The organism is Streptomyces sp. NPDC030991 (assembly GCF_055571235.1).
In genome coordinates, this window is sequence record NZ_JBVIFR010000007.1 from 243,182 (window position 1) to 254,950 (window position 11,769).

Annotated in this window: 12 protein-coding genes; 5 read left to right on the forward strand and 7 right to left on the reverse strand. The window is 73.0% G+C overall.

The annotated features are described in order from the left end of the window. Window positions 1-2: 2 nt before the first annotated feature. The gene (locus ACZ45E_RS16090) at window positions 3-968 is read right to left on the reverse strand and encodes a DUF979 domain-containing protein (RefSeq protein WP_468221195.1); all 966 of its coding nucleotides are present in this window, start codon (window positions 966-968) and stop codon (window positions 3-5) included. Beyond that, a complete protein-coding gene (locus ACZ45E_RS16095) occupies window positions 965-1,708 on the reverse strand; it encodes a DUF969 domain-containing protein (protein ID WP_468221197.1) in 744 nt (247 codons plus the stop codon). The genes ACZ45E_RS16090 and ACZ45E_RS16095 overlap by 4 nt, the downstream gene beginning before the upstream one ends. 200 nt (window positions 1,709-1,908) lie before the next feature. Between ACZ45E_RS16095 and ACZ45E_RS16100 the strand changes: the two genes are divergently transcribed. The 3 genes from ACZ45E_RS16100 to ACZ45E_RS16110 are packed head-to-tail and all read left to right on the forward strand — an operon-like array spanning window position 1,909 to window position 4,228. After that, window positions 1,909-2,661, forward strand: a complete 753-nt coding sequence (locus tag ACZ45E_RS16100) for a LamB/YcsF family protein (RefSeq protein WP_468221430.1) — start codon at window positions 1,909-1,911, stop codon at window positions 2,659-2,661. Then, window positions 2,658-3,374 (forward strand): 5-oxoprolinase subunit B family protein, encoded by a 717-nt coding sequence (locus tag ACZ45E_RS16105; protein ID WP_468221200.1) that lies wholly within the window; start codon window positions 2,658-2,660, stop codon window positions 3,372-3,374. The genes ACZ45E_RS16100 and ACZ45E_RS16105 overlap by 4 nt, the downstream gene beginning before the upstream one ends. Beyond that, window positions 3,371-4,228, forward strand: a complete 858-nt coding sequence (locus tag ACZ45E_RS16110; RefSeq protein WP_468221202.1) for a 5-oxoprolinase subunit C family protein — start codon at window positions 3,371-3,373, stop codon at window positions 4,226-4,228. Before ACZ45E_RS16105 ends, ACZ45E_RS16110 begins: the two co-directional genes overlap by 4 nt. Before the next feature lie 65 nt (window positions 4,229-4,293). On the opposite strand, the gene ACZ45E_RS16115 is transcribed toward ACZ45E_RS16110, so the two are convergent. The 4 genes from ACZ45E_RS16115 to ureA form a co-directional block, all read right to left on the reverse strand. Next, window positions 4,294-4,842, reverse strand: coding sequence for a TetR/AcrR family transcriptional regulator (locus tag ACZ45E_RS16115; protein ID WP_468221433.1), 549 nt, complete (start codon window positions 4,840-4,842; stop codon window positions 4,294-4,296). Window positions 4,843-4,903: 61 nt separating this feature from the next. Beyond that, window positions 4,904-5,947, reverse strand: a complete 1,044-nt coding sequence (locus ACZ45E_RS16120) for an agmatine deiminase family protein (RefSeq protein ID WP_468221205.1) — start codon at window positions 5,945-5,947, stop codon at window positions 4,904-4,906. A 10-nt stretch (window positions 5,948-5,957) separates the two neighbouring features. Beyond that, entirely contained in the window at window positions 5,958-7,670 is a 1,713-nt protein-coding gene (locus ACZ45E_RS16125) for an urease subunit alpha (RefSeq protein WP_468221207.1), read from the reverse strand. Then, window positions 7,667-8,362, reverse strand: coding sequence for an urease subunit gamma (gene ureA / locus ACZ45E_RS16130; RefSeq protein WP_468221209.1), 696 nt, complete (start codon window positions 8,360-8,362; stop codon window positions 7,667-7,669). The genes ACZ45E_RS16125 and ureA overlap by 4 nt, the downstream gene beginning before the upstream one ends. A gap of 143 nt (window positions 8,363-8,505) precedes the next feature. Here ureA and ACZ45E_RS16135 point away from each other — a divergent pair, with 143 nt between their 5' ends. Next, window positions 8,506-9,210: a TetR/AcrR family transcriptional regulator gene (locus ACZ45E_RS16135; RefSeq protein WP_468221211.1), complete on the forward strand. Its 705-nt coding sequence runs from the start codon at window positions 8,506-8,508 to the stop codon at window positions 9,208-9,210. A gap of 210 nt (window positions 9,211-9,420) precedes the next feature. Continuing rightward, on the forward strand, window positions 9,421-10,593 hold the full coding sequence (locus ACZ45E_RS16140) for an FAD-dependent oxidoreductase (RefSeq protein WP_468221213.1): 1,173 nt from the start codon (window positions 9,421-9,423) through the stop codon (window positions 10,591-10,593). A 7-nt stretch (window positions 10,594-10,600) separates the two neighbouring features. Here the strand turns inward: ACZ45E_RS16140 and ACZ45E_RS16145 are convergent, their stop codons facing one another. Beyond that, window positions 10,601-11,689 carry a branched-chain amino acid aminotransferase gene (locus tag ACZ45E_RS16145; RefSeq protein ID WP_468221215.1) on the reverse strand — a complete coding sequence of 363 codons (1,089 nt, stop codon included), beginning with the start codon at window positions 11,687-11,689 and terminating at the stop codon, window positions 10,601-10,603. Between the last annotated feature and the right edge of the window lie 80 nt (window positions 11,690-11,769).

The following is an 11,769-nucleotide window of genomic DNA, read 5'->3' on the forward strand; positions in this document are numbered from 1 at the left end:
TCCTAGACCGCGAAAACGGCCATGATCACGATGTTGCAGACGAGCAGTGCGAGCCCCGTCGGCAACTGTGCCTTGATCGGCCCGTACTGATCCTTCAGTTCGAGCAGCGACGCGGGGACGATGTTGAAGTTGGCCGCCATGGGCGTGCACAGCGTGCCGGCGAACCCGGCGAGCATGCCGATGGCGAGCACCCCCGCCTCGTTGCCGTGCATCTGCTGGATGAGCACCGGCCAGCCGATCGCCGCGGTCATCACGGGGAACGCGGCGAACGCGTTGCCCATGACCACGGTGAACAGGAACATGCCGACGCAGTACGCGACCACGGCGAAGTACTTGGAGTTGTCGGGCAGGACGTCGTTCACGAGCTTGCCGACCTGGGTGCCGACCCCGGCGACGGCGAAGATCGAGCCGAGGACGGACAGGAGCTGGGGCAGCAGCAGCGCCGAGCCCATCGCCTCCAGCATCGAGCGGCCGGAGTGGACCGGGACGGACACCTTGCGCTCGCCGGTGACCAGCATGCCGACGATCAGCGCCGCGATACAGCCGAGGCCGAGCCCGATCAGCGTGGCCTTGCCGGTCTCGAAGAGGCCCGACTCGTCGAGGAAGGAGGCGCAGACGATGGCGACCAGCGGGATGGTGAGCGCCGGGATGAAGAGTTTGTTGCCCAGGCGGGCCGCCGACGCCTCGCGCTGCTCCTGCGTGGTGGTGACGGGCACGCCCTTGCCGATGAAGTTGAATCCGGCGAGCACGATCAGCGCGAGGACGGCGACGCCGAGCGGTTCGGCGGGCAGGGTCCAGCTCGCGCCGCCCTCGACGACTCCGGTGCCGTAGGGGAAGGTCAGTCCGAGCAGGCCCCAGAAGGCGGCGGACGTCCAGCGCTTGGGGTTGGTGCGGTCGGCCGCCATCTGGAGGGCCATGACGACGAAGACGAGACCGATGAGCCAGTAGAGCCATTCGACCTTGATCACTTGGCGGACTCCTCACGGGTCTGTCCCGGCGTCTGCGGCGGCAGCGGCAGGTCGTTCTCGGCGGCGGCCAGGGCCATCTCGCGCTCCAGCTTCTTGTCGAGAAGCAGCAGCCGGGCGCCGTGGATGACGAAGGCGCAGACGGCCAGCGGCACGGCCCAGAGCGCGAGCTGGGTCGGTTCGAGCTCCTGGTGGTAGGTGGAGTTCACGAAGCCGGTGATCAGCAGGATCGAGCCGATCGCGATGAAGCAGTCCTCGCCGAAGAAGAGACCGACGGTGTCGGCGGAGGACGAGTAGGAGCGGACCTTCTCGCGCAGCTTGTCGGGGAGCTTCGCCCCGGCGGTGCGTTCGGCGGCGGCCTCGGCCATGGGCGCGACGAGCGGGCGTACGGTCTGCGCAGGGCCGCCGAGGTTGTTGAGCCCGAAGGCGGCCGTGATCTGGCGGACCAGCAGGTACACGGTGAGGAAGCGGCCCGCGCTGAGCCTGCCGAGCTTCCCGATGAGGGTGCGGGCCTGCTCGCGCAGGCCGTAGCGCTCCAGGAGGCCGATCACCGGGAGCACGATGGCGAAGACGGTGACCGAGCGGCTGTCGGCGAACGCCTGGCCGAAGGCGGCGAGGATCTCCTGCGGGTTCATCTTGCCGAGCAGCCCGGTGGCGATGCCGGCGATACCGACCACGAGGACGGGGTTGCGGCGCGTGACGAATCCGAGGATCACCACGAGCACGCCGAGGAGCACGATCATGCGGCCGCCTTCTTCGGGACGAGGGGCACGGGGAGGGCATGGAAGTCGGGACTCCGCTTCCATGGGGGATGCACGGACCCTAGGTGATCGTTCAACGATCGAACAAGAGGTTGTGGCACATCACCCATCAAATTGGCCCCTTGTCGGATTGTTGAACGATCGCCTACGTTGAGCGGGTGACCCAGGACGACATCTCAGGCGTGCTCGACCTCAACGCCGACCTCGGCGAAGGCTTCGGCCGCTGGACCCTCACCGACGACGAGGCCCTGCTCTCCGTCGTGACCAGTGCCAACGTGGCCTGCGGCTTCCACGCCGGCGACCCCTCCGTGATGCGCCGGGTCTGCGACCTGGCCGCCGAGCGCGGGGTACGGATCGGGGCGCAGGTCTCCTACCGGGACCTCGCCGGGTTCGGGCGCCGCGCCATGGACGTACCGCCGGACGAACTGGCGGCCGAAGTGGCGTACCAGATCGGGGCGTTGCGGGTCTTCGCGCAGGCCGCCGGGGCCGAGGTGACGTACGTGAAGCCGCACGGCGCGCTCTACAACCGGACGGTGCACGACGACGCGCAGGCCCACGCCGTGGTGGCCGGGGTCCGGCTCGCGGGCGGCGCCCTGCCGGTGCTCGGCCTGCCCGGCTCGCGGCTGCTCGCCGCCGCCGGGGAGGCGGGCCTGACCCCGGTACGGGAAGCCTTCGCCGACCGCGCGTACACCGCGCGGGGCACGCTGGTGCCACGCGGCGAACCCGGCGCGGTGGTCGAGGACGCGGACGCGGTGGTGCGCCGGGCCGTCGGCTTCGCCGTGGACGGCGGCGTCGAGGCGATCGACGGTACGCACGTCACGGTCGCGGCCCGCTCGCTGTGCGTGCACGGCGACACCCCGGGCGCGGCCCGGATCGCCGCGCGGGTGCGGGCGGCCCTGGCCGAGGCCGGGGTCGCGGTGGGTGCGTTCGCGTGAGCGCGGCCGACGGCCTCGTGGTCCGGCCCGCGGGGCGCCACGCCCTCCTGGTGGAGCTGCCGGACGCCGAGCGCACCGGCGCCCTCCACGCGGAGCTGCTGCGGCGCCGGGCGGCGGGCACCCTGCCACCCGTCGCCGAGATCGTGCCCGGGGCGTGCACGGTGCTGCTCGACGGCGTGCCCGACCCCGCCGCGCTGGCCCGTCGCCTCACGTCCTGGACCCTCCCCGCCGCACCCCCGGCCGACGGCGACGCGGTGACGATCCCCGTCCACTACGACGGCCCCGACCTCGCCGACGTGGCCGCGCTGTGGGGCGTGTCCGAGGACGAGGTGGCGGCGCGGCACTCCTCGTACACCTACCGGGTCGCGTTCTGCGGCTTCGCCCCCGGCTTCGGCTATCTGACCGGCCTGCCCGAGGCGCTGCACGTCCCGCGCCGGTCCACCCCGCGCACCCGGGTCCCGGCCGGCGCGGTGGCCCTCGCGGGGCCGTACTCGGCGGTCTACCCGAGGGCGACGCCGGGCGGCTGGCAGATCATCGGCACGATGCCGGACCCGTCCCCGCTGTGGGACCCCGAGAGGGAACAGGCGGCTCTGCTGGCCCCGGGAACGCGAGTCCGGTTCGCCCCGCCAGGGGCGCGGGGAACCGCGCGCCCAGCCACCGGCGATGCCCGGTGGGCAACGGACAACACCCAGCCGGAACCGGACGAGCGATGACGACGAGACTGACGGTCGTCCGGCCCGGCGCCCTGACCACGATCCAGGACGCGGGCCGGGCCGGCCATGCCCACCTGGGCGTACCGCGCTCCGGCGCCCTGGACGCCCCCGCCATGCGCCTGGCCAACAGGCTGGCCGGCAACCCGCAGGACACCGCCGTCCTGGAGACCACCCTGAACGGCTGCGCCCTGCGCCCCGACGCCGACACCACCCTGGTCGTCGGCGGGGCCCCGTGCGCGGTCACCGTCGACGGCCGCCCCGCCCCCTGGGGCGCCCCCGTCCGCGTCCCGGCGGGCGCCACCCTCGACGTCGGCCCGGCGGCGCACGGCATCCGCACCTACATCGCGCCCGCCGGGGGCATCGCCGTCGCGCCCGTGCTCGGCAGCCGGTCCACCGATCTCCTCTCGGGGCTCGGCCCGGCCCCCCTCGCGCGGGGCGACCTGATCCCTCTCGGCCCGGCCACCGCTCCCCCGGCGCTCCCCGCGGCGGCGCCCTGGCCCGCGCCCCCCGCCGAACTGGTCCTCCCCGCCCGCCTCGGACCCCGCGCCGACTGGTTCACCGCCGCCGCGCTGCGGACCTTCCTGACCGCGACGTACACGGTCTCGGTGCACAGCAACCGGATCGGGCTGCGGACCGGGGGCCCGGCGCTGGAGCGGAGGTCGACGGGTGAGCTGCCCAGCGAGGGCATGGTGCTCGGCGCGGTGCAGGTGCCGCCGGACGGCCGCCCGGTGGTCTTCCTGCACGACCACCCGACGACCGGCGGCTACCCGGTGATCGCCGTCGTCCCCGAGGCGGCGCTGGCCGCCGCGGCCCAGGCGGTACCCGGCACCCCGGTGCGCTTCACCAGCGGCTGAGGCGCCGCGCGTACCCGTCCCGGGCCGGGGCGGTCCCTCGTACGACGGAGGACCTGGACGCCGCTTCAGGAGTCCCGCGGCGCGATCCCGTCGTCGATGAACTCCCTCACGTGCGAGAGGACGTGGACCCGGTCGACGCCGGGGAGCCCGATCGTCACATGGATGGAGAACCCGTCGAGCAGCGCGCGCAGCCGCACCGCGAACCGGTCCGGGTCGACGGCGCGGAACTCGCCGCGCGAGATGCCCTCGGCGAGCAGCGCCACGAGGTCGCGGTGCCAGGACCGCTCGATGGCGGCCTGCCGGGCCGAGGTGTCGGCGGCGGCGCTCCGCGAGCGGTTCCACACCTCCGACCAGAGCGTCCAGTGCGGGTCCCGGTGTCCGTCGGGCACGTACAGGTCGACGTAGGCGTCGAGCCGCTCGCGCGCGCTTCCGCCGGGCGCGAGCAACCTCCGCCGCTCCTCGCCGAGCCGGCCCTCGCTCCACTCGAGGGTCCGCAGCAGCAGCTCGTCCTTGGACCCGAAGTGGTAGGCGAGGTGCCCGCTGCTCATGCCGACCTCGCGGCCGAGGGCGGCCATGGTGAGCCGGTCAAGGCCGTGCTCGGCGATCATCGCCATGGTCGCGGCCAGCACGCTGTCCAGGGGCGGGGCGGGGGTGCGGCTGTGTCGACGGGTCACGTCAGAACCCTGCCACGGGCTGCTGCTGGGTGATGCAGTGGATGCCGCCGCCGCCCGCGAAGATCGTCCGGGCGTCGACGAGGGTGACCGTCCGGGACGGGAACAGGCGGCGGAAGAGCGCCGCGGCCTCCTCGTCGCGCGGGTCGTCGAAGGCGCACAGGACGACGCCGTCGTTGCAGAGGTAGTGGTTGATATACGAGTGGTCGAGCCAGCCCTCGTCGTCCGCGAGCACGGTCGGCGCGGGCACCTCGACGATCTCCAGGGGGCGGCCCTGTGCGTCGGTGCTCCCGGAGAGCAGGCCGGTGATCTCGCGGCTCACCTCGAAGTCCGGGTGTGCCGGGTCGCGCTGGGAGTGCACCAGGACCACGCCGGGCGCGGCGAAAGCGGCCACGATGTCGACGTGCCCGCGCGTGCCGAACTCGCCGTAGTCGCCGGTCAGTCCGCGGGGCAGCCAGATCGCCTTCGACGTGCCGATCCGGGCATGGATCTCGGCCTCCACCTGCTCCTTGGTCCAGCCCTTGTTGCGGTCCGGGTCGAGCTGCACCGTCTCGGTCAGCAGGACCGTGCCCTCGCCGTCGACGTGGATGCCGCCGCCCTCGTTGACCAGGGGCGAGGAGTGCACGGGCACGCCGGTGAGGTCGGCGATGTGCCGGGCGATCTTCGAGTCGTGCTCCCAGCGGGCCCAGTCCTGGGCGCCCCAGCCGTTGAACGTCCAGTCCACGGCGGCCAGTTCACCGCTCGTTCGGTCCTTGACGAAGGTGGGGCCGATGTCCCGCATCCAGGCGTCGTCGAGGTCCCGCTCGACCAGGTCGATCCCGTCGGCGGCGAGTTCGCGCGCGGAGTCGAGCTGCCCCGTGCCGACGACCATCGTGAGCGGCTCGTACCGGCGTACGGCGCGGGCGACGGCGGCCCAGGCAGTGCGGGCCTCGGCCAGCTCCCGTTCGTCGGTGAAGGTGGGGTTGGGCCCTGGCCACGCCATCCAGGTGCGCTGGTGCGGGGCCCACTCGGGCGGCATGAAGTACGGCGTGCGGTGCGGCGTCGTCATCGCGGGGACCTCAGAGGAAGTAGAGACGGTTGAGGGAGACGGACTCGGCGGGCTCGGAGCGCAGCGGTTCGCCGTCGAGGGTGACCAGGCCGGTGCGCTGGTCCACGTCGACCGCGCCGGTACGGGAGTTGAGGCGCAGATCGGCGGGGCCGATGCCACGGGTGCCGCGCACGGCGACGCGGCGCCGGCGCGTGGGCATCCCGTCGTTGCCCTGGTCGACGGCGGCCTGCGCGACGAAGGCGACCGACAGCTCGGCGGCGGTCGCCCCGTACGCCCCGAACTGCGGTCCGAGGACGAGGGGTTCGCAGGTGTCGGTGGCCGCGTTCGGGTCGCCGACGACTCCGTACGCGGGGAACCCGGACTTGAGGACCAACTGCGGTTTCGCGCCGAAGAACTCGGGGCGCCACAGCACGATGTCGGCCATCTTGCCGGGCTCGATCGACCCGATCTCGTGGGCGAGGCCGTGGGCGATGGCGGGGTTGATCGTGAGCTTGGCCATGTAGCGCAGGACGCGCTCGTTGTCGTGCCCGACGCCGGGGTCACCGAGCTCGGCCTTCATCTTCCCGGCCATCGCGAAGGTGCGGCGCACGGTCTCGCCGGCCCGCCCCATGCCCTGCGCGTCGGAGGAGGTGATGCCGATGGCACCCAGGTCGTGCAGGACGTCCTCGGCGCCCATCGTCCCGGCGCGGATCCGGTCGCGGGCCATGGCCGCGTCGCCGGGCAGGTCGGTCTTGAGGTCGTGGACGGAGACGATCATGCCGTAGTGCTCGGCGACGGCGTCCCGGCCGAAGGGCAGGGTGGGGTTGGTGGAGGAGCCGATGACGTTCGGGACCCCCGCCATCTTCAGCACGTTCGGCACATGACCGCCGCCGCAGCCCTCGATGTGGAAGGCGTGGATGGTCCGCCCCTCCAGGACCTTCAGGGTGTCCTCCACCGACAGGCATTCGTTCAGTCCGTCGCTGTGCAGGGCGACCTGGACGTCGTGCTCCTCGGCGACGCGCAGCGCGGTGTCCAGGGCGCGGGTGTGCGCGCCCATGTCCTCGTGGACCTTGAACCCGCAGGCGCCGCCCTCGGCGAGCGCCTCCACCAGGGGGGCCTGGTGGGAGGAGGAGCCCCGACCCAGGAAGCCGATGTTGACGGGCCAGGCGTCGAAGGCGGAGAAGGCGTGCCTGAGCGCCCAGGGCGAGTTGACCCCGACGCCCCAGACCGGGCCGAACTCCTGCCCGATGACCGTGGTGACCCCGGAGGCGAGCGAGGCTTCCATGATGCGCGGCGACAGCAGGTGGACGTGGGTGTCGACGGCCCCGGCGGTGGCGATGAGCCCCTCGCCGGAGACGATCGAGGTGCCCGTCCCGACGACGACGTCCACGCCGTCGAGCGTGTCGGGGTTCCCGGCGCGGCCGATCGCGTGGATGCGGCCCTCGCGGATGCCGATGGACACCTTGCGGATGCCGAGCGCGGCGTCGATGACCACGACGTTGCTGATGACGACGTCGCAGGTGTCGCGGACGGCGGCCGCCTTCAGGTGCAGCCCGTCGCGCGCGGTCTTCCCGAACCCGGCCAGGAACTCGTCGCCGTACGCCTGCGAGTCGGACTCCACCTCGATGGTGAGCCCCGAGTCACCGAGCCGGAGCCGGTCGCCGGCGCGCGGGCCGTGCGTGCTCGCGTACTCCCGCGGGGTGAGGCGGCGGGCCTCGGCGGGGTGCCCTCCGGGACGGCTCATCGGCCTGCCTCCTCGTCGTGAACGCCCATGTAGCCGCAGGCGGCGGCGCGGCGCAGGGCTTCTTCGCGGGCGCCGGGGGCGTCCAGCGGTCCGTCCACGAGCCCGGCGAAGCCGATCGCGACCCGGGCCCCGCCGATCGGCACGAGCCCCACGTCGTGCGTCTCTCCCGGCCCGAACCGCACGGAGGATCCGGCGGGCACCGCGAGCCGCATCCCGTAGGCGTCGGCGCGGCGGAAGTCGAGGCGCGGATTGGCCTCGAAGAAGTGGAAGTGGGAGGTCACGGAGATGGGCACGGTCGCGGTGTTGGTGACGGTGAGCGTCACGTGCGGCGTCTCCTCGGCGTGCTCGGGGCCGGGGAGCAGCGCCCCGGGGGCGTGGTCGCCCAGGCCGCCCCCGATCGGGTCGGTCACGACGGCGAGCCGCGATCCGTCGTCGAAGACGGCCTCCACGTGCACCTCGGTGACCACGTCGGCGACTCCGGGCAGCACGTCGTCGGGGCCGAGCGCGGAGCGGGCCGCCTCGATCGCCTCGGCGAGCCGCCGTCCGTCCCTGGCCGCTTCGCAGACGGTGTCCGCTATCAGGGCCGTCGCCTCGGGCACGTTGAGCCGCAGCCCGCGCGCCCTGCGGGACCGGGCCAGCTCGGCCGCGCCGAACAGCAGCAGCCGGTCGCGCTCCGTCGGGGTCAGTCGCACACCCGCACACCTCCTCGTGATTTGAACGCCACTCTAAAGGGCGAGGAGTCAGGAGGGAAGTCACGGCCAATGGTCTGAGCTTTCTACGTATTGAGCACTGCTCTAACAAACGCGTCCCCGATGGCTGGCGCTACCGTAAGCCCGTGAACAGCGACGACCCGAACAACACCCCGAGCCGCTCCCCCCGCAGCCGCCGCGAGCGGCCCGCGAAACCCGCCCTGAGCAGGGACGGCATCGTCGCCGCCGCCGTGCGCGTCCTGCACACCGAGGGGCTCGGCAAGGTGACCATGCGCCGTCTCGCCCGCGAGCTCGACACCGGCCCCGCCTCGCTGTACGTGTACGTCCGCAACACCGACGAGCTGCACGCGGCGGTCCTCGACGCGCTCCTCGCCGAGGTGGACCTCACCTCGGCCCGGGACACCTCGACGCCCTGGCAGGACCGGCTGAAGGCGCTGCTCACCTCGTACCTGGAGATGCTGTTCCGCCATCCGTCGCTGGCCCGGTCCGCGCTGACCGTGCGCCCCGAGGGCGAGCACTACCTGGACCTGGTGGAGGCGGTCCTGTCGCTGCTGATCGCGGGCGGCGTGCCCGACGCGCGGGCCGCCTGGGGCGTGGACCTGCTCCTGATGTGCGCGACAGCCACCGCCGCCGAGCACGCGGGGGCCGACGCGGAGCACATGGACGCCACGGTCGCCGCGCTCGCCACGGCCTCCGCCGCCCGGCACCCGCAGCTCACCCGGCTCTCCCGGACCCTCCTCGCGGGCGCGCCGCCGGCCCGGCTGGACTGGGGCTTCGCCGCGCTGATCGCAGGCATCGTGGCCTCGCCGGAGCCGGCCGTCACCGACTGACCCCGTCACCGGCCGGCCCCGTCGCCGACCGACCCCGTCACCGACCGCCCCCCGACATCGGCCATCGACCGGATCCGGGCGCATCGCACCCTCGAACGAACTTGTTCGTTACGAACATGTTCGTTACTGTGATGGAGAAGCCACATCAGGCACGGCACGCATCAGGCACGGCGCATCAAGCACCGAGTGCCACCGACCGAGGAGGCCACCATGAACACCGCCACCCACCACCACACGCCCCACCACCCCATCGCCGTGATCGGGGCCGGGCTCGGCGGGCTGACGCTCGCCCGCGTCCTGCACGTCCACGGCGTGGACTGCGCCCTGTTCGACCTGGACGCCTCGGCCGACGCCCGAGCCCAGGGCGGCATGCTCGACCTGCACGAGGAGACCGCCCAGGCGGCCCTGCGCGCGGCCGGGCTGTACGAGGAGTTCCGCGCGATCGTCCTGACCGGCGGCGAGGAGACCCGCGTCATCGACCCGGACGGCACACTGCGCCGGCACGACGCGGACGACGGCGGCGGCGGGCGCCCCGAGGTCAACCGGGCCGACCTGCGCCGCATCCTGCTCGACTCGCTGCCCGAGGGCACGATCCGCTGGGGCGCGAAGGTCACCGGGGCCGAGCCCACCGACGTCCCCGGCCGCCATCTGGTCACCCTCGCCGACGGGAGCCGGTTCACCACCGACCTGCTGATCGGCGCCGACGGTGCCTGGTCCCGGGTGCGCCCGCTGCTCAGCGACGCCCGGCCCGCGTACACCGGCATCTCGTTCGTCGAGACCGACGTGCTGCCGGGCACCGCGCGGTTCGAGGAGCTCGCCGCGTTCACCGGCGGCGGCAGCAGCTTCACCCTCGGCGACGGCAAGGGCCTGCTGACCCACCGCGAGAGCGACGGCCGCATCCACACCTACGTCGCGGTCCGCGCCCCCGAGGAGTGGCTCGGCACGATCGACTTCACCGACGCCGAGGCCGCGCGCGCCGCCGTCCTCGCCCTCTTCGACGGCTGGGACGAGCGGCTGCGCGCGCTGATCGCGGACGCCGCGGGAGCGCCGGCGCCGCGCTCGATCCACGCGCTGCCCGTCGGCGCCGAGTGGGACCGGGTGCCGGGCGTCACCCTGCTCGGCGACGCGGCGCACCTGATGTCGCCGTTCGCCGGGGAGGGCGCGAACCTCGCCATGTTCGACGGCGCCGAGCTGGCCCGCGCGATCGTCGAGCACCCGGGTGACCGGGAGGCCGCGCTCGCCTCGTACGAGAAGGAACTCTTCCCGCGCGCCGCGGAGACGGCGGCCGGCTCCGCGGCCAACCTCACGCTGATGTTCGGCCCGGACGCGCAGCGGAGACTGCTCGACATGTTCGCGGGCTTCGACGCCGAAGCGCAGGCGTGAGCGGCGTTCAGCCCAGCTTGTGCATCCAGCCGTGCGGGTCCTTCGCCGTGCCGCGCTGGATGTCCAGGAGCGCGTTGCGCAGCTTCATCGTGACCTCGCCGGCCTCGCCACCGGACTGCTGCCACTCGCCGCCCGCCCGCTTGACCGTGCCGACCGGGGTGATGACGGCGGCCGTGCCGCAGGCGAAGACCTCGGTGAGCTCACCGGAGGCGGAGTCGGCCTGCCACTGCTCGATGGAGACCCGGGACTCCTCCGACTTGTAGCCGAGGTCCTCGGCGACCGAGAGGAGCGAGTCGCGGGTGACGCCGGCGAGCAGCGAACCCGTGAGGGTGGGCGTGATGATCCGGTCCCCGTACACGAAGTACAGGTTCATGCCGCCCAGTTCCTCGACCCACTTGTGCTCGACGGCGTCGAGGTAGGCGACCTGGTCGCAGCCCTTCGCGGCGGCCTCGGCCTGCGCGAGCAGCGAGGCCGCGTAGTTGCCGCCGGTCTTGGCGTCGCCGACGCCGCCGGGGACGGCGCGCACGCGGTCCTCGGAGAGCCAGATGGAGACGGGCTTCACGCCGCCGGGGAAGTACGCGCCGGCCGGCGAGGCGATGACGATGAAGAGGTACTCGTTCGCGGGCTTCACGCCGAGGCCGACCTCGGTGGCGATCATGAAGGGGCGCAGGTAGAGGGATTCCTCACCACCGTGTGCCGGGACCCAGTCCCGGTCCTGCTGGACGAGCAGGTCACAGGCCTCGATGAACGTCTCGACCGGCAGCTCCGGCATGCCCAGGCGCCAGGCCGAGTGCTGGAAACGCTTGGCGTTCATGTCCGGGCGGAAGGTGGCCACGGTGCCGTCGGGCTGGCGGTAGGCCTTGAGGCCCTCGAAGATCTCCTGCGCGTAGTGCAGGACGTTGGTCGCCGGGTCGAGGGAGAGCGGGCCGTAGGGCACGAGCTGTCCGTCGTGCCAGCCGCGGCCCTCGGTCCAGCGGACCGTCACCATGTGATCGGTGAAGTGGCGGCCGAATCCCGGGTTGGCCAGGATCGCCTCGCGCTCCGCGGCGGACAGCGGGGTCGAAGTGGGCTTGAGCTCGATCGTGGGCGTCGTCATGGTTGCGTGTCCTTCACCGTTGGTTGTGACGGACCGCGCTCACGCCTGCACTCCTGGTACTAGGACGTCCGAGCTTCCCT